The organism is Variovorax sp. P1_H2 (assembly GCF_056405295.1).
The window spans coordinates 63551-80311 of sequence record NZ_JBFUCJ010000014.1 but is presented as its reverse complement, the minus strand read 5'-3'; the positions used below and the strand labels follow the sequence as shown (position 1 = coordinate 80311).

14 protein-coding genes are annotated in these 16761 nt (G+C 68.4%); 7 read left to right on the top strand and 7 right to left on the bottom strand.

Annotation, left to right across the window (positions count from 1 at the left end; all coding sequences use genetic code 11):
* Window positions 1-127 precede the first annotated feature (127 nt).
* Complete coding sequence (locus AC1D2E_RS07855; protein ID WP_478196873.1) at window positions 128-1093, bottom strand: ABC transporter substrate-binding protein; 966 nt, start codon at window positions 1091-1093, stop codon at window positions 128-130.
* A 325-nt stretch (window positions 1094-1418) separates the two neighbouring features.
* Between AC1D2E_RS07855 and AC1D2E_RS07850 the strand changes: the two genes are divergently transcribed.
* A complete protein-coding gene (locus AC1D2E_RS07850; protein ID WP_478196872.1) occupies window positions 1419-1880 on the top strand; it encodes a PaaI family thioesterase in 462 nt (153 codons plus the stop codon).
* A 100-nt stretch (window positions 1881-1980) separates the two neighbouring features.
* Window positions 1981-4041 carry a RecQ family ATP-dependent DNA helicase gene (locus tag AC1D2E_RS07845; RefSeq protein ID WP_478196874.1) on the top strand — a complete coding sequence of 687 codons (2061 nt, stop codon included), beginning with the start codon at window positions 1981-1983 and terminating at the stop codon, window positions 4039-4041.
* Between the two features lie 25 nt (window positions 4042-4066).
* On the opposite strand, the gene AC1D2E_RS07840 is transcribed toward AC1D2E_RS07845, so the two are convergent.
* Window positions 4067-5632 carry a S41 family peptidase gene (locus AC1D2E_RS07840; protein ID WP_478196871.1) on the bottom strand — a complete coding sequence of 522 codons (1566 nt, stop codon included), beginning with the start codon at window positions 5630-5632 and terminating at the stop codon, window positions 4067-4069.
* A gap of 50 nt (window positions 5633-5682) precedes the next feature.
* Complete coding sequence (locus AC1D2E_RS07835) at window positions 5683-8004, bottom strand: ATP-binding protein (protein ID WP_478196870.1); 2322 nt, start codon at window positions 8002-8004, stop codon at window positions 5683-5685.
* Window positions 8005-8124: 120 nt separating this feature from the next.
* On the opposite strand from AC1D2E_RS07835, the gene AC1D2E_RS07830 reads away from it, so the two are divergent.
* Window positions 8125-9324, top strand: coding sequence for a threonine ammonia-lyase (locus AC1D2E_RS07830; protein ID WP_478196869.1), 1200 nt, complete (start codon window positions 8125-8127; stop codon window positions 9322-9324).
* A 10-nt stretch (window positions 9325-9334) separates the two neighbouring features.
* Here the strand turns inward: AC1D2E_RS07830 and AC1D2E_RS07825 are convergent, their stop codons facing one another.
* Complete coding sequence (locus AC1D2E_RS07825) at window positions 9335-9730, bottom strand: hypothetical protein (RefSeq protein ID WP_478196868.1); 396 nt, start codon at window positions 9728-9730, stop codon at window positions 9335-9337.
* 257 nt (window positions 9731-9987) lie between these two features.
* Between AC1D2E_RS07825 and AC1D2E_RS07820 the strand changes: the two genes are divergently transcribed.
* Together AC1D2E_RS07820 and AC1D2E_RS07815 are read left to right on the top strand one after the other, a co-directional pair.
* Window positions 9988-10140 (top strand): hypothetical protein, encoded by a 153-nt coding sequence (locus tag AC1D2E_RS07820; protein WP_478171142.1) that lies wholly within the window; start codon window positions 9988-9990, stop codon window positions 10138-10140.
* 213 nt (window positions 10141-10353) lie between these two features.
* The gene (locus tag AC1D2E_RS07815; RefSeq protein WP_478196867.1) at window positions 10354-12201 is read left to right on the top strand and encodes a phosphoenolpyruvate carboxykinase (GTP); all 1848 of its coding nucleotides are present in this window, start codon (window positions 10354-10356) and stop codon (window positions 12199-12201) included.
* A 162-nt stretch (window positions 12202-12363) separates the two neighbouring features.
* Here the strand turns inward: AC1D2E_RS07815 and AC1D2E_RS07810 are convergent, their stop codons facing one another.
* Complete coding sequence (locus tag AC1D2E_RS07810; protein ID WP_478196866.1) at window positions 12364-12909, bottom strand: hypothetical protein; 546 nt, start codon at window positions 12907-12909, stop codon at window positions 12364-12366.
* A 107-nt stretch (window positions 12910-13016) separates the two neighbouring features.
* Between AC1D2E_RS07810 and AC1D2E_RS07805 the strand changes: the two genes are divergently transcribed.
* Complete coding sequence (locus tag AC1D2E_RS07805) at window positions 13017-13991, top strand: LysR family transcriptional regulator (RefSeq protein ID WP_478196865.1); 975 nt, start codon at window positions 13017-13019, stop codon at window positions 13989-13991.
* A gap of 3 nt (window positions 13992-13994) precedes the next feature.
* Here AC1D2E_RS07805 and AC1D2E_RS07800 read toward each other — a convergent pair whose 3' ends face one another.
* Entirely contained in the window at window positions 13995-14252 is a 258-nt protein-coding gene (locus AC1D2E_RS07800) for a hypothetical protein (protein WP_478196864.1), read from the bottom strand.
* 37 nt (window positions 14253-14289) lie between these two features.
* Between AC1D2E_RS07800 and AC1D2E_RS07795 the strand changes: the two genes are divergently transcribed.
* Window positions 14290-15108: a metallophosphoesterase gene (locus AC1D2E_RS07795; protein WP_478196863.1), complete on the top strand. Its 819-nt coding sequence runs from the start codon at window positions 14290-14292 to the stop codon at window positions 15106-15108.
* Between the two features lie 94 nt (window positions 15109-15202).
* On the opposite strand, the gene AC1D2E_RS07790 is transcribed toward AC1D2E_RS07795, so the two are convergent.
* Window positions 15203-16750, bottom strand: coding sequence for an alkaline phosphatase D family protein (locus AC1D2E_RS07790; RefSeq protein WP_478196862.1), 1548 nt, complete (start codon window positions 16748-16750; stop codon window positions 15203-15205).
* Between the last annotated feature and the right edge of the window lie 11 nt (window positions 16751-16761).

Here is a 16761-nt window from a genome sequence, read left to right as displayed (position 1 = left end):
CGCTGACGGGCTCGAGCGGCGCCAGCGCGCGGCGCCGCCGAGGCGCCACGGGCGCCGCCGGCGCGGCGGGCAGCGTCGGCTTGGATGAATGCATGACAGGCGTCGCGCTCATGATCGATCTCGCTTCTTACTGGATGAAGCGGGTGTCGAAGGTGGCGGCGAGGTCGTCGGGCACCTTGCGGATGACGCCCGACTCCAGCAGGATCGCCTGGGCATCCTTCATGAACGGCGTGATGTCGTTGGCGAAGAACTTCTGGTTGGCCGCCTTGTCCGACCAGCGCAGATAGGCCGACGACTTGGCGAACTGCTCGCCGCTCTGCTTGACCGCCGCGCCCATGATCTCATTCGACTTGGCCGGGTCGTTCTTGATCATCTCGACCGCTTCGAAGTAGGAGTTGGCCAGCGCCTGGGCTGCCTTGGCGTTGGTCTTGAGCCAGGTCGGCGCGCAGCCCACGGTGTCCATCACCATCGGGTAGTCGAGCGTGGTGGCGAGGATCTTGCCGGATGTGGGGTTGCTGCGCACGGTCGACAGGTAGGGTTCGTAGGTCATCGCGGCGTCGTTCTGGCCGGCGACGAAGGCCTGTGCCGCGGGCTGCGGTTCGAGCGAGACCAGCTTGACGTCCTTCATGCTCATGCCGTTCTTGTTGAGCATCCAGGCCAGGCCGAAGTACGGCGCGGTGCCCGGTGCGCTGACGCCGATGGCCTTGCCCTTGAGGTCGGCGAAGCTCTTGACGTCGTTGCGCACGGCGAGGCCGTCGGCCCCGTAGGACTTGTCCATCTGGAAGATCTGCACGATCGGAACGCCGTTGGCGTTCCAGGCCACGTGGGTCTCGACCGTGGTGGCCGCGCACTGGATCGCGCCGGAAGCCAGCGCCAGGTGGCGGTCCTTCTGCGGGATCATGCGCAGGTCGACGTCGAGCCCGTTCTTCTTGAAGATGCCGGCCTTGTCGGCCAGCGTCAGCGGCGCGAAGCCGGTCCAGCCGGACATGCCCAGCGTGATCTTGGTGTCCTCGGCATTGGCGCTCGTCGCCATGCCCGCGATACATGCACCCGCCGCCACCAGCGAGGCGATTTTTGCGACCGTCTTGACCATTCAGGTTCTCCTGTTGCGTTTCAAAGATTTCGGCTCGCCGGCGACGCGAAAGACGCGAGTTCCAGCAGAGTGGCCGAGTTTGGTTCCCCGCGATGCACCTGTATATACAGGTTAACCCGGAACTGCGGCCCGGGTCAACAGCCGCTTCGCTCCTTGTCAGTGCGCGAAAGCGGTTTCATGCACCCAAAGCTGTCTAGACAGGGGCTGGCAGCGGCGAACGCAAGTCAACAAGCAACCCCCGTGCCCACCACCACCAGATCCCTTTTTGCCCATCGGATGCGGCGCCTCGATAATTGACGTTTACGTCAACGTCAGGCCGACCCGAATGCAACCCGCCCCGTTCGTCCCCCAGGATCCCGACTATGCGCAGCGCGTGCGCCAGAGCTTCGAGCGCCAGGGCGCCATGGCCACGCTCGGTGCGCGCCTGGGCGAGATCACGCCCGGCCGCGTGGCCATCGAGTTCGACTGGGCCGCGGCCCTGACCCAGCAGCATGGTTTCCTGCATGCCGGCATGGTGGCCACCGCGCTCGATTCGGCATGCGGCTATGCGGGCTTCACCCTGATGCCAGCCGACGCCGCCGTGCTGACCATCGAATTCAAGATCAACCTGCTCGCGCCCGCCAAGGGCCGGAGCTTCCGAATGGTGGGAAACGTGATCAAGCCCGGCCGCACGATCACGGTCTGCGAGGGCCATGCCTACGCGATCGACGAGGGCCGAGAGAAGCTGGTAGCCACCATGGGGTGCACGTTGATGGCGGTTTCCGGCCGCGAAAACATCCGCCACTGACCGCCGAGGGCCCGCCACCAAGCGACAATGAAGACCGGCTCGCCGCTGCGCACCTGGCGGGCCGTCCTTCATCCAACGCCGAACAGTGTCCGCCTTGCCCATCGCCTCCTCCGTCTCCGCGCTCGCGCCTCCGTCCGGCGCCGACGATCCGCAGCTGATCCTCCACGAGATCTTCGGCTACGCGCAGTTCCGCGGTCCCCAGCAGGCGATCGTCGACCACGTCGTGGCCGGCGGCGACGCCCTGGTGCTGATGCCCACCGGCGGCGGCAAGTCGCTGTGCTACCAGATCCCCGCCATCGCGCGCCAGCGCGCGGGACATGGCGTGACCGTGGTGGTGTCGCCGCTGATCGCGCTGATGCACGACCAGGTCGGCGCGCTGCACGAGGCCGGCGTCGATGCCGCCTTCCTCAACTCGACGCTGGACTGGGAGCAGACGCAGGACGTCGAGCGCCGCATGCTGCGCGGCGAGATCACGCTGCTGTACGCCGCGCCCGAGCGCGTCAACACGCCGCGCTTCCTGTCGCAGCTCGACTCGCTCCGGGAGCGCGGCAAGCTGGCGCTGTTCGCCATCGACGAAGCCCATTGCGTCAGTCAGTGGGGCCACGACTTCCGCCCCGAGTACCGCGCGCTCACGGTGCTGCACGAGCGCTACGCCGGCGTGCCGCGGATCGCGCTCACCGCCACCGCCGATGCGCTGACGCGGGCCGACATCGTCGAACGGCTGCAGCTCGAGGAGGCCCGCCAGTTCGTCTCGAGCTTCGACCGGCCGAACATCCGCTACACCATCGTCGAGAAGAAGGAAGCCACCACGCAGCTGCTGCGCTTCATCGAACGCGAGCACGAGGGCGACGCGGGCGTGGTCTATTGCCAGTCGCGCAAGCGGGTCGAGGACGTGGCGCAGACGCTGCGCGACGCCGGCATCAACGCCCTGCCCTACCACGCGGGCCTGGACGCCGCGGTGCGCCAGAAGCACCAGGACCGCTTCCTGCGCGACGAGGGCATCGTGATGGTCGCCACCATCGCCTTCGGCATGGGCATCGACAAGCCCGACGTGCGCTTCGTCGCCCACCTCGACATGCCGAAGAACATCGAGGGCTACTACCAGGAAACCGGCCGCGCCGGCCGCGACGGCGCGGCTGCCGATGCCTGGATGGCCTACGGCCTGCAGGACGTGGTGAACCAGCGCCGCATGATCGACGAAAGCCCGGCCGGCGAGGAGTTCAAGCAGGTGATGCGCGGCAAGCTCGACGCCCTGCTGTCGCTGGCCGAAGCCAGCGACTGCCGGCGCGTGCGGCTGCTCGGCTACTTCGGCGAGACCTATGGGCACGCCGCTGCCGCCGCCGGGCCGCCCCAAGGCGGCAGCGGCCCCCTCGGGGGGCAGCGAGCACACGCAGTGCCGAGCGTGGGGGCCGCTGACGCCGGCGGGCCGCCCCAAGGCGGCAGCGGCCCCCTCGGGGGGCAGCGAGGACACGCCGTGCCGAGCGTGGGGGCCACATGCGGCAACTGCGACAACTGCATCACGCCGCCGCAGGTGTGGGACGGCACCGATGCGGCCCGCAAGCTGCTGTCCACCATCTACCGCGTGCAGCAGCAGAGCGGCATCAGCTTCGGCGCCGGCCACATCATGGACATCCTGCGCGGCAAGGCGACCGAGAAGGTCAAGCAGTTCGGCCACGAGCGCGTCAGCACCTTCGGTATCGGCGCCGACTTCAGCGAGGCCCAGCTGCGCGGCGTGTTGCGCCAGCTGATCGCCACCGGCGCCCTCGCCGTCGATGCCCAGGCCTACAACACGCTGCAGCTCACCGACGCCTCGCGCGCCGTGCTCAAGGGCGAGATCCAGGTGATGCTGCGCGAATCGGTCTCGTCGCCGGCCGAGCGCAAGTCGCGGCGCGAGAAGACCGCGCGCGCCGCGCCCCCGCCCGCCGCGGCGTCGCTCGACGCCGCCGGCCAGGCCCGCTTCGCCGCGCTCAAGGCCTGGCGCGCCGAGGTGGCGCGCGAGCACAACCTGCCGGCCTACGTGATCTTCCACGACGCCACGCTGGCCGCGATCGCCGAGCGCGCGCCGGCGACGCTGGAGGATCTGCAGGGCATCAGCGGCATCGGCACCAAGAAGCTCGACGCCTACGGCGAGGACGTGCTGCGCGTCTGCAAGGCCTTCTAGCGCGCCAGTCCGCGCCGGCCGGGCCCTAAAGACGGGGAACGATGCGGTTCTCGCGCAGGGGCGGGCGGACCAGGTAGCGCGTGCCGGCGGCCTCGGCCTTGCCGAGCGCCAGTTCCGCCTTGTTGGTCGTTGCCGCCGGGCAGGCGCCGGTGCTGCGCAGCGTCAGCGCAGCCGCCAGCCGGGCCTCGGCCGGGTCGCCCAGCGCATGGCCGAAGTCATCGGCCACCGCGCAGGTCGGCGCGAAACCGTCGCCGTAGTCGCCGAAGCCCTGCTGGTTCACGCCCTGGAACTGGATCGCGAAATAGGTCGTACCGCAGTTGTCCTGGGGAAAGAAGCCGTAGGGCTTGCCGCAGGTGCCGGCACCGACGAGATTCACCGTGATGCCGACGCCGCGCAGGCCGTTGACGACCGATTCGCTGGCCGAGCAGGTGTCCGGCCCCGCCAGCACGGTGACGCGCAACAGGCCCAGCTGGGGCAGCGGATCGCCGGCGCTCGCCGAGTAGCCACGCGAGGTCGGGTAGAACGGCAGGTTGACCTGGTTCCCTTTCTGGCCAAACGGATTCTGGTCGTTGAACCGCAATTGCTCGAACACGTTGCCGAAGGTGGCCTCGGGCGTGGCGACCATGAAGGCCAGTTCGCTCGCCACGTCGAGCAGGCCGCCGCCGTTGTAGCGCATGTCGATCACGAGGTCGCTGACGGCCGCTGCCTTGAGGGTATTCATGGCCCAGATCAATGGCCCTTCCGCGGTCGCCAGATGGTCGTTGAACAACAGGTAGCCGACCGGCCCGGTCGGGCTGTCGATGGTCTTCACGTTCTGCACCGGCGCGCGTGTAATCCGGGCCGAGGTCAGGCTCACGCTGCGTACGCTGCCGTCGCCGGCCTGCAGCTTGAAGCTGTGGGTCTGGTTGATGCTCGCCGGCGCCAGGGCGGCGTTCAGGGCGGCCACATCGGCGCCGGCCACGACATCGATCCCGTCGATCTCGACCAGCTTCAGGCCGCGATCGATCGCCGCTTGCGCGGCCGGGGAGGCCGGCTCGGTGAAGGCGACGCGGATATCGCGGGGCGGTGCGACGCTCAGGAAGGCGAGTTCGAGGCCGTAGCCGACCTCGGAACCGGCCTGCGACTGTTCGCGATAGCCGAGCGTATCGACGACGAAGTGAAAGCGGTCCTTGCGCTTGCCGGAGGCCGTCAGATTCGGCGTCTTCAGGACGTCGAAATACGCGATCGGGGTGGCATAGTCGGCGGCCCGGAGGTCGTTGGGCACTTCGGCGTACCAGAGGTAGGTCTCCGCGATCCAGGCGCGGACCCAGCTTTTCTCGATGGCCAGCGAGCCCATCCCATCGGGGAAGGCGGCGCCGGTGTCCGGGTCGACACCGATGCGCGGTGAAGCGCATTGGCCGGCCACGCTGGAAGACTTGACGATCGGATCGCCGCCCGACGCCGCAGGCGTCGGCGACGGCAACGCGGACAGCGGCAATGCCACACCGCCGCCGCCGCCACCACCCCCACACGCGGCCAGCAGGCAAAGCGCTGCCAGCGCCACGGCGGCCGACGCGCAGCGCGCCGCGCCCATCTTCCGGACACACCCCATCGATCGCTCTCCCTCGCGCGCGGCAATCCGCGCTCTTCTTCCGTGGGTCTTTACTGGACGAAGCCGATGCTGCGCGATTCGCGCACTTCGGGCTTGATCCGGTGCTCGGCTTCGAGCTGGTCGAGGAACTCGGTCGCAGAGAACTCGACCGCCAGGATATCGGTCTGGCGCTTGACGGCGGCGAAATCTCCCGGGCACAGCTGCGACAGCCTGGCCAGCCGCACCCCGATCTCGTGGGTCAGCAAGCTGGCATCGCCGGCCAGCGCCTCGGTGACGAACATCCGCTCACGCTGCTCGGCGGTCAGCGGCATGAACCTGATCTTGAAGGTGAAGCGGCGCAGCGCCGCCTGGTCGAGCCGGTCGAGCAGATTGGTGGTGCAGACGAAGATGCCGTCGAAGCGCTCCATGCCCTGCAGCATCTCGTTGACTTCGGTCACCTCGTAGGTGCGCTGGGCGCCGCGGCGGTCCTGCAGGAAACTGTCGGCCTCGTCCAGCAGCAGCACCGCCTTCTCGGCCTCGGCCTCCTTGAACATGGCCGCCATGTTCTGCTCGGTCTCGCCGACGTACTTGCTCATCAGGTCGCTGGCCTGCTTGACGATCAGCGGCCTGCCGACGGCCTTGGCGATGTGCTCGGCCAGCGCGGTCTTGCCGGTGCCCGGTGCGCCGTAGAAGCACAGCGTGCCGTGGCCGCGCGCCTTCAGCGCCTCGACGATGCGCGGGATCTCGAAGCGGGTCTCGACGTTGAGCATGTCGAGGTCGTAGGTCGTGACGCTGCGGCGCGCGCCCGGTGCGTCGGGCGTGCCGAGCGCCAGGTCGGCATTCTTGAGCTGCCGCTCGATCAGCTTTTCGACCGACCCGCCCTCCGTCATGGCCAGCTCTGCGAAGCGCACCGCGGTGCGGATCTGTGCAGGCGTCAGGCCCTTGCGTCCGGCCAGCTTGGCCGTGAAGGCCTCCGACACCGAAACGCCTTCGAGGGTCTTGCGCACCAGTTGCTCGCGCGCGCCGGGCGGCGGCGACTTGAGCTCCAGGTGGTAGGCGAAGCGGCGCCGGAACGCCGGGTCGATCTGCTCGATGCGGTTGGTGACCCACAGCGTCGGCACCGCGTTCGACTCGAGGATCTGGTTGACCCAGGCCTTGCCGCTGACGCTGCCGCTGGCCGGCGACGGAACCTGCTCGGCGCGCGCCATCAGTTGCGCGGCCTCGGTGCTGATCGGCGGAAACACGTCCTCGACCTCGTCGAACAGCAGCGCCGCCTGCTCGCTGCCCTTCAGGAACACCTGCGCGATCTGCAGCGAGCGATAGCGGTCGCGGCCCGACAGCGAGTTGCCGTCGCGGTCGGCGTATTCGACCTCGAACAGCTCCAGCCCCGCGGCTTGTGCCACCACCTTGGCGAGTTCGGTCTTGCCGGTGCCCGGCGGGCCGTAGAGCAGCACGTTGACGCCGGGCTCCTTGCGCGCCACCGCCGCGCGCAGCAGCGTGACCAGCATCTGGGCGTCGTCCTCGACGAAGGAAAAATCCTGGACCGACAGGTTGCTCTTGGCGGAAGGCCGCGTGAAGACGGCCATCAGCTCGTTGCGGTCGCGGTACTCGCGCATCAGCACCGGCGGTAGCTTCTCGCTGACCTTCATGAGGTCGGCCAGGTCGGTGATGTTGTGTTCGGAGATCAGGTTCTCGACCAGCCCGATGCGCTCCAGCCTCGAACCGGCACGCAGCGCCTCGCCGACCTCGCTGGCGTTGACGCCGGCCACCTCGGCGATCGCGGCATAGGCCTCGGGCGCGTTGTTGACCTTGAACTCGACCAGCAGCGAGCGCAGGTCGCGCTGGTAGCGCGCCAGCGTGCCGTAGAGCAGCAGCGCCCGCTCGGCCTTGTTGAGCTGCAGCAGACCGGCCAGTGCGTCGATGTTCTTCTCGACCAGGGTCGACTGCTTGCGCAGCGCATGCGTGAGCCAGTCGCGCGTGACGGACAGCACCGACAGCAGGTCCTTCGGCTGGTCCTTGGCGTATTCGTCCAGGTAGAAGAACAGCGTGCCTTCCTCGTAGGGGCCGCGCCAGACGCCGTGGCGGTCGAGCAGCGTACGGCCATCGAAGCCCTCGACGCCCTTCCAGACCTCGTTGCCGACGCAACGCCGGCCGAGGAACTCGCGCAGGCGCTGCAGCACCGGCAGCGGCCAGACCAGGTGGCGCCCCGTGAGCGACAGCAGCYCGTTGAGGTCCCGGCGCACATTGAAGCGCGGACCCTGTTTGGCGGCCAGCGTGAGCACGAAGTGCGAACACATGAGTTCGAGCACCGGCGCTTCCTTGAGTCCGGGCGACGGCAGTGCATGGCCGCGGGAAGCCGCAGCCACTGCATCGACACCGGAACGCTTGACCATCGGGCAACCTCCAGCTAGGAGAAGGTGAATCTGGACGCGACCATAGCGCAGAGTTTTGGCTTGGGGAAGCCTGCCGACACGAAATACCTTGTTGTTGCAAATCCGTCCACAATTCCACCGATGATTGGAATCGAAGCGATCGAACGCGCAGCCCGGCGCCTCCACGGGCAAGTGCTGGACACGCCCTGTGTCGAGTCGCGCACCCTGTCCGAAATCGTCGGTGCCCAGGTCTTCCTCAAGTTCGAGAACCTGCAGTTCACCGCCTCGTTCAAGGAACGCGGCGCTTGTAACAAGTTGGTCGATCTTTCGGAAAGCGGCGTCCGCGGGGTGATCGCCATGTCGGCCGGCAACCATGCCCAGGGTGTGGCCTACCACGCCCAGCGCCTGGGGCTGCGGGCGCTGATCGTGATGCCGCGCTTCACGCCGGGCGTGAAGATCGAGCGTACGCGCGGCTTCGGTGCCGAAGTGGTGCTTCACGGCGACACGCTGGACGCCGCCCGCGCGCACGCACTGGCGCTGGCGGAGCGCGAGGGGCTGGCCTTCGTCCATCCCTACGACGACGAGGCGATCATCGCCGGCCAGGGCACGGTGGCGCTCGAAATGCTGGATGCGGTGCCCGACCTGGACGTGCTGGTGGTGTCGGTCGGCGGCGGCGGGCTGGTCGCCGGCATGGCGGTGGCCGCCAAGGCGCGCCGGCCGGGCATTCGCGTCGTGGGTGTCCAGACCTCGCGCTTCCCGGCGATGGTGAATGCGGTGCGGGGCACCCACCATCCCCAGGGCACGAGCACGATTGCCGAGGGCATCGCCGTGGGCACGCCGGGCGTGCTGACCCGCGAGATCATCGCCCGCGAAGTCGACGACCTGCTGCTGGTGGACGAGGGGGACATCGAGCAGGCGGTGCTGATGCTGCTCGAGATCGAAAAGACGCTGGTCGAGGGGGCAGGTGCGGCCGGGCTCGCGGCGCTGATCCGGCACCCCGAACAGTTCCGGGGACAGCGCGTCGGGCTCGTGCTGTCCGGGGGAAACATCGATCCGCTGCTGCTGGCGGCCATCATCGAGCGCGGCATGGTGCGCGCCGGCCGGCTGGCGCGCGTGCGGGTCAGTGCGCGCGATGTACCGGGTTCGCTGGCCCATATCACGGCCACTGTCGCGCAAGCGGGCGCCAACATCGACGAGGTGCACCACCAGCGTGCCTTCACCATGCTGGCGGCGCAGAACGTGGACGTGGAACTGGTGCTGCAGACCCGTGGACGGGAGCATCTGGCGGCGGTGCTGGAAGCCCTGAGGGAGGCGGGGTTCGAGGCAGTGGAGCAGCGCTAGGTGTGAAGCGTCAAGAGCTTATTTCTTGGCAGGCGGCACAGCCCGGAACGCGAGGCCCTCGCACGGAGGGCCAGGACGGATCGATGCGCACGGCATCGACGATGTAGACCGGCGACAGCGATGCGCTGTGCACCACGGCGACACGCACCCGATGCGCGGCATGGCCCGGCACATCGATACCCTCCAGCCACGACCCCTTGCAGTTGCGGGGCAGCCGGCGCCACTCTTCCTTCGTCATGTGCAGGAAGTCCGGACCCGGATAGTTGAGGAGCTTGCGTCGCTTGACAGCGCCAACCTTCGGCGCATGGCCGACCAGGCTGCGCGCATGCGCGCTGTAGGCCAGACCGGGATCACCGGGCTCGGTGACGCCCATCGTCGGCACGCCATCGTTCTCTAAATAACTCATGGGTGGCGAGGTTAGGACGCGCCCTGGATTCTGTATGTCGTCCATGCCCGCTGGATCTTTCGAGCCATTTCCGAAATTGATGACGAAATTTCGGGGGCAGCAATGCATGGCGCGAGCGCCCACTGACTTCGTCCATGATTGATGTCCCACAAGAATCCGCCCCGCGCGGGCACCCAGAATGTCTGGCAACCCCCTAGATCGCCGACTGCGTACCAGCCGGTAAAATGGCCCCAGTCTTGCGAACCCAAGGAATCCCGATGTCCAACCCCACCCCCATCGAACCCGGCCACGCCGCCGCCGTCGAAAAAGACGCGGTCGAGTCGATCGTCCCCCTGATGCCCCTGGTGCTGCCGATGGTCGGCGGGGTGCTCATGCTTCTTCTGGCCTCCATCGCCATCTACATGGCCTGAACCCGCGGCGCGTCGCCGCGGGGCACTGCGTGTCGCCCGCGGGGCGCGATCTGCCACCCCCGAACCGGTCGTCGCCGCAACGCCCCTCCCCGGTTCAAACGGGCTTCCATCCAGCCTTCTCCCTAGACGGAAGCGTTTTCTCCAACGGATTTCGATCGCCCCAGCGCGTCGCGTCCCGTTCGAAAAGACGGTTTACAACTTAGGAGATAGACGATGAACGCACCGCTGAAGGGTCTTGCCATGCAGGCACCCTCCTACGTCAAGAACGCGAAGCTGATCGCGTGGGTGGCCGAGATGGCCGCGCTATGCAAGCCCGAACGCATCCACTGGTGCGACGGCAGCCAGGAAGAATACGACCGCCTCTGCCAGCAGATGGTCGAAGCCGGCACCCTGAAGCGGCTCAACCCGGCCAAGCGCCCCAACTCCTTCCTCGCCTCTTCCGACCCGAGCGACGTCGCCCGCGTCGAGGACCGCACCTTCATCTGCTCCGCGAAGAAGGAAGACGCCGGCCCGACCAACAACTGGATGGCGCCGGCCGAGATGCGCGCCACGCTGCAGCCGCTGTTCGACGGCTGCATGAAGGGCCGCACGATGTACGTCGTGCCTTTCAGCATGGGCCCGCTGGGCTCACCGATCGCCCACATCGGCATCGAGTTGTCCGACAGCCCGTACGTGGCCGTCAACATGAAGATCATGACCCGCATGGGCCGCGCCGTGTACGACGTGCTCGGCGACGACGGCGAGTTCGTGCCCTGCGTCCACACGGTCGGCGCACCGCTCGAAGCGGGCCAGAAGGATGTGGCCTGGCCGTGCAACAAGACCAAGTACATCGTCCACTACCCCGAGACGCGCGAGATCTGGAGCTACGGCTCGGGCTACGGCGGCAACGCGCTGCTCGGCAAGAAGTGCTTCGCGCTGCGCATCGCCTCGAACATGGGCCGCGACGAAGGCTGGCTGGCCGAGCACATGCTGATCCTCGGCGTGACCAACCCGGCCGGCAAGAAGTACCACGTGGCGGCCGCCTTCCCGAGCGCCTGCGGCAAGACCAACTTCGCGATGCTGATCCCGCCGGCCGGCTTCGAAGGCTGGAAGGTCACGACCATCGGCGACGACATCGCCTGGATCAAGCCCGGCGCCGGCGGCAAGCTCAACGCGATCAACCCCGAGGCGGGCTACTTCGGCGTCGCCCCCGGCACCAACATGCAGACCAACCCGAACTGCATGGCCAGCCTCGACCGGGACGTGATCTTCACCAACGTCGCGCTGACCGACGACGGCGACGTCTGGTGGGAAGGCATGAGCGAAGCCCCGGCCCACGCCATCGACTGGCAGGGCAAGGACTGGACGCCCGCAATCGCCAAGGAAACCGGCGCCAAGGCCGCGCATCCCAATGCACGCTTCACGGTGGCCGCGACCAACAACCCCGCGCTCGACGACGCCTGGGACGATCCGAAGGGCGTGGCCATCGACGCCTTCATCTTCGGCGGCCGCCGTTCGACCACCGTGCCGCTGGTGACCGAGGCCCGCAACTGGGTCGAAGGCGTCTACATGGCGGCGACCATGGGCTCCGAGACCACCGCCGCGGCCGCCGGCCAGCAGGGCGTGGTGCGGCGCGATCCGTTCGCGATGCTGCCGTTCGCCGGCTACAACATGAGCGACTACTTCCAGCACTGGCTGGACCTCGGCAAGAAGCTCGAGGCCGCGGGCGCCAAGCTGCCGAAGATCTACACCACCAACTGGTTCCGCAAGGGCGAGGACGGCAAGTTCGTCTGGCCCGGCTACGGCGAGAACATGCGCGTGCTCAAGTGGATGATCGACCGCATCGAGCAGAAGGCCGACGGCAGCGAGCACGTGTTCGGCGTCAGCCCGCGCTACGAGGATCTCAACTGGACCGGCCTGGACTTCAGCGCAAAGCAGTTCGACACCGTCACCAGCATCGACAAGGCCGCCTGGCAGGCCGAGCTGAAGCTGCACGCCGAGCTGTTCGAGCAGCTGTCGCACCACCTGCCGAAGGAACTTCCGGCGACCAAGGCTGCGATCGAGAAGCGTCTGGCGGCCTGAAAGCGCGGAGCCCCCACGCTCGTCACTTCGTGTACGCGCTGCCCCCTAGGTGGCGCAGTCCGCCTTGGGGCGGCCCGGCGGCGGATTGAACATTTCAGCCACCCACGAAAAAGCCGCCCTCGGGCGGCTTTTTTGCATCGGGCCCGAAGGCCGGCGGATCGATCAGTAGTACTGGCCGAGGTTGACGCGGCGCATGGCTTCATGGAGCGTCGGGATGCGGACGTCGGCCGAGCGCTTGGCGACCCGTGCCAGCGACTGCGCCTTGCCGGCGACCGGCAGTTCGACGTCGGCTGCCTGCTGGTGCGTGGCGATCACGTTGATTTCGTTCATGATGCGCGGGTCGAACTTGGCATAGGCCAGGAACTTCTCGTCGGCGCGGGCGGCAGCGCGGCGCTTGGCGACACCTTGGGCAGCGGCAATGGCACGGACGGCCAGCTTGCGCGCGGTGCCGGCGAACAGCGCCAGGCTCACGAAGGCGACGCCCCACAGCACCACCCAGGCCAGCAGCAGGCCGCCTTCGTCGGTGGTGGACACCAGCTTGTCGGCGACGACCAGCAGCGACGACACAATGGCCGCGAGCAGCAGCGCCGCCAGGCCACGGGCGCCATCGAAACCGCGGCGGGCGGCGCGGACGCGGTCGATCGCTGCCTCGGCGCGAACGATGCCGGGGTGCGTAGCGGGCTTTTCAACGTGGATGAAACTGGTCATGGTGTTCCTCCTGGAAGGACGAGTGGCCGGAGCCGATGGGGTGATATTAGGGGTTACCCTAGTGTCTTTCCACTTTATCTTGCTGATGTTTATCATTCACAGCACTTATGGATGTGAACTTTCGCACGCTTGACCTGAACCTGCTGCGCGTCTTCGACGAAGTGATGGCGGAGCGCAACCTGACGCGCGCAGCCCGCAACCTGTCGATCACCCAGCCGGCGGTCAGCAATGCGCTGCGACGGCTGCGCGAAGTGCTGGGCGACGAACTGGTGCGGCGCGCCGGTGCGGGCGTGGAGCCGACGCCGCGGGCGCTGGCGCTCTGGCCCACCGTGCGGGACGCGTTGCGGCAACTGCAGCACACGCTGGCCCCGGGCGAATTCGATGCCGGGATCGCCGACACCAGCTTTCTGCTGGCCATGGCCGATGCCACCGCGGCCGAGCTGATACCGGGCCTGATCAGGATCGTCGAAGAGGAAGCCCGGGCCGTTTCGCTGCGGGTGCTGCCGCTGACGACCCGCGATCCGCGCCGCATGCTGGAGCAGGAGGAGGTGGACGTCGCGATCGGCTACTTTCCCGCCGTGATCGCCAGCCTGGCGGCGCGCGGGCAATCCGGTGTCGGCGAGCCCTTCGAAACCCAGCGGCTGTATGTCGGGCAGTACGTGTGCGTGATGCGCCAGGGCCATCCGCTGGCCGACGCGCCGCTGACGCTCGACAGCTTTTGTGCCGCGCGGCACCTGCTGGTGAGCTTCTCGGGCCGGCCCTACGGTTTCATCGACCAGACGCTGGGTGCGCTGGGGCGCGAGCGGCGCATCGTGGTCACGGTGAACCAGTTCTTCACGGCCGGCCGGGTGGTCGCCAATTCGGATCTGCTGACCGTGATGCCGCGGCATTTCGCGCGGGTGACCGGCATCGACGACCACCTGGTGCTGCGCGAGCTTCCCTTCGACCAGCCGCTGGTGCATGTCGACGCGCTGTGGCACCGACGGGCGCAGCATGCGCATGCGCACGGGTGGCTGCGGCAGGCGCTGCTGCGCTCGGCCGGCGCCGCGTTCGCTGACTCGCCGCCTGCATCGGCGGGCTGAGAATCAGCGGACGACCGACAACCAGGCGCTGGCGGCGGCGCGCAGTTCCTGCGCGTGATGGGCGTCGAGGCCGGCGCGGCTGTCGGCGTTCTGCATCAGGATGGCGGCCGGGCTGGCATCGACGGCCTGGTTGGCGGGGCGGAGAAATCGGACCACGAGGGCAATGAGCTGAAACATGATGGTGCGCTGCCCATCGGGCGGCGCGGAGTGACGATGAAACAAGATTAAGGGTTTTCCCCAATTCTTCAAGTCGAAAGTCATGCGCGAAACGCATAACCTCATCCTCTAGACTGCATCCATGAAGCTTCAACTGCTCTCGGACCTCCACATCGAGGTGCATCCGCACCTGCAGATCGCGCCCGCTGCCGGTGCCGATCTGCTGGTGCTGGCAGGCGACATCGGCTCCTACCAGGAGGGCTCGTCGCTGATCGAGCCGGATTTCGGCCTCGCCCGTTTCTCACCGCGCCACGGCTGGCCGACGCCGGTGATCTACGTGCCGGGCAACCACGAGTACGACAACGCCGATTTCGATGTCGTGCACCAGCGGCTGCGCGAAACCTGCGAGGCGCTGGACATCCTCTGGCTCGAGCGCGAGACCCGGGTCATCGACGGCGTGCGCTTCATCGGCACCACCCTGTGGGCCGACTTCGATGCCCTGGTCGAGCCGACAGACGGCCTGGCCGACGCGCTCACAAAGCGCGGCAAGGCGATGCGAGCCGCCAACTTCTACCTGCAGAAGGCGGCCACCTTGCGGGACGGAAAGATCTTCCTCGCCGACGCGCTGAGGGAGCACTCACTTATATGCCAAGCATGGCTGCGCGAGGCGCTCGCCCAACCCTTCGACGGAACGACCGTGGCAATCACGCATTTCGCACCGAGCCTGTCGAGTGCCGATCCGCGCTACGGCCTGAGCCCGGGAACCGCCGGCTTCTGCAACAACCTCGACGATCTGCTGCCGCAGGCCGAGCTCTGGCTGCACGGCCACCTGCACTGCCAGTTCGACTATGTGAAGGACGGTTGCCGCGTGGTCGCGAATCCGCTGGGCTACCTGGGCAAGGGGGAGCAGGACGACTTCGACCCGGAACTGCTGATCGAAGTGCCACGCCGGCGGACTTGAGCCCCCACGCTCCGTACACTTCGTGTACTCGCTGCCCCCCGAGGGGGCGCTGTCCGCCTTGGGGCGGCCCGGCGGCGGACCTGAACCGCCCGGTTCAGCCGCCCGGCCGCACGCCGGCGCGGCCGGCCTCGACCTCGAAGCAGAGCTCGGTCTCGAAGCGCGCATCGGCCAGCACCGGGTGCGCGGTGGTGCGGAAGTCGCATCGCAGCACCGTCGGCGTGACTTCGATCAGCGCATGGCCGCGGCGATCGCCGCGCGCATGGACCACGTCGGGGTTGTCTCGCCGCAGGCGCGCCATGGCAGCCGCGCTGGCGCCGCGCGAAGTGACCGAGCCACCGACGAACTCGCTGGCCACCACCGGCGAGCCCGGGTCGTTGGGCCGCACCCGCAGGTCCGCCGCGACATGGCGATGGACGTCGCCGCCCAGCACCACCAGGTTGTCCGCGCCGGCCTCGGCCGCGCCCTGCAGCAGGCGGCGCCGCGCCTCGGGGTAGCCGTCCCAGCCGTCGGTCCAGGTCCGGCGTCCCTCGGGCGTGTCGATGCCGGTGGCGCTCATCTGGGTCGACTGGCCGAGCAGCTTCCATTGGCGGCTCGAGCCGGCCAGCCCCTGCGCCAGCCAGCGCTCCTGCCCGGCGCCGAGCATCGTCCGCGCGGGATCGGCCAGCTCGGCGCAGGCGGTCACGTTGCGGCCGACGTCGCGCGCCGGGTCGGGACACGCATGGTGGCTGCGGTACTGGCGGCAGTCGAGGGTCCACAGCTCGGCCAGCCGGCCCCAGGCGAAGCGGTCGTGGATGCGCATCTCGGCGCCCTGCGGCGGCAGCGCCAGCGGCATGTGCTCGAAGTAGGCCTGGTAGGCCGCGGCCCGGCGCCGCAGGAAGCGCGCCGCGTTGTCGTGGGCCGGCTCGCGGTCGCCGGTGTAGTCGTTGACCACCTCGTGGTCGTCCCAGGTCAGGATCCAGGGATGGGCGGCATGGGCGGCCTGCAGGTCGGGGTCGCGCTTGTAGAGCACATGCCGCTCGCGGTAGCCGGCCAGCGTGTGCGGCGTCGGTGTGCCGTGCTGGCGCAGCGTGTACGCGGGACTGCTGCCTTCGTAGATGTAGTCGCCGACGAAGAGCACGAAGTCGAGGTCGCGCGCGGCGATGTCCCGGTGCGAGACGAAGAAGCCCTGCTCGTAGTGCTGGCAGGAGGCGAGCGCGAGCCGCAGGCGGCGCACCTCCGCGTCGGGCGCCGGGGCGGTGCGCGTATGGCCGACCGGGCTCACGGCATCGCCGCAGCGGAAGCGGTACCAGTAGTCGCGCTGGGGCTGCAGGCCCTGTGCCACGACGTGCACGCTGAAGCCGCGCGATGCATCGGTCGCGAGTTCCCCTCGGGCAACCACCCGCTTCAGAGCGGCATCGGCTGCGATCTCGTACTGCACCACGCAGGCCGCGTCGGCGATCCGGTCCAGGTCATCGGCCTCGGGCGCCAGCCGGGTCCACAGCACCATGCCGTCGGCCCGCGGCTGGCCGCTCGCGACGCCGAGCGCGAAGGGGTTGGCCCGCCAGCGCGGCGCGGCCTGCGCGCGCCCCGGCAGCGGCACGGCCCAGGCCCCCAGCGCGAGCCACAACGCTGCGCGATTCAACTCCCTGCGACGCCATCTCATGGGCGCATTGT

Bases quoted from the DNA above. Each gene is read 5' to 3' on its own strand.
- AC1D2E_RS07855 (WP_478196873.1), bottom strand. From the start codon at position 1,093: ATGGTCAAGACGGTCGCAAAAATCGCCTCGCTGGTGGCGGCGGGTGCA.
- AC1D2E_RS07850 (WP_478196872.1), top strand. From the start codon at position 1,419: ATGCAACCCGCCCCGTTCGTCCCCCAGGATCCCGACTATGCGCAGCGC.
- AC1D2E_RS07840 (WP_478196871.1), bottom strand. From the start codon at position 5,632: ATGGGGTGTGTCCGGAAGATGGGCGCGGCGCGCTGCGCGTCGGCCGCC.
- AC1D2E_RS07830 (WP_478196869.1), top strand. From the start codon at position 8,125: ATGATTGGAATCGAAGCGATCGAACGCGCAGCCCGGCGCCTCCACGGG.
- AC1D2E_RS07825 (WP_478196868.1), bottom strand. From the start codon at position 9,730: ATGAGTTATTTAGAGAACGATGGCGTGCCGACGATGGGCGTCACCGAG.
- AC1D2E_RS07820 (WP_478171142.1), top strand. From the start codon at position 9,988: ATGTCCAACCCCACCCCCATCGAACCCGGCCACGCCGCCGCCGTCGAA.
- AC1D2E_RS07815 (WP_478196867.1), top strand. From the start codon at position 10,354: ATGAACGCACCGCTGAAGGGTCTTGCCATGCAGGCACCCTCCTACGTC.
- AC1D2E_RS07810 (WP_478196866.1), bottom strand. From the start codon at position 12,909: ATGACCAGTTTCATCCACGTTGAAAAGCCCGCTACGCACCCCGGCATC.
- AC1D2E_RS07805 (WP_478196865.1), top strand. From the start codon at position 13,017: ATGGATGTGAACTTTCGCACGCTTGACCTGAACCTGCTGCGCGTCTTC.
- AC1D2E_RS07800 (WP_478196864.1), bottom strand. From the start codon at position 14,252: ATGACTTTCGACTTGAAGAATTGGGGAAAACCCTTAATCTTGTTTCAT.
- AC1D2E_RS07795 (WP_478196863.1), top strand. From the start codon at position 14,290: ATGAAGCTTCAACTGCTCTCGGACCTCCACATCGAGGTGCATCCGCAC.
- AC1D2E_RS07790 (WP_478196862.1), bottom strand. From the start codon at position 16,750: ATGAGATGGCGTCGCAGGGAGTTGAATCGCGCAGCGTTGTGGCTCGCG.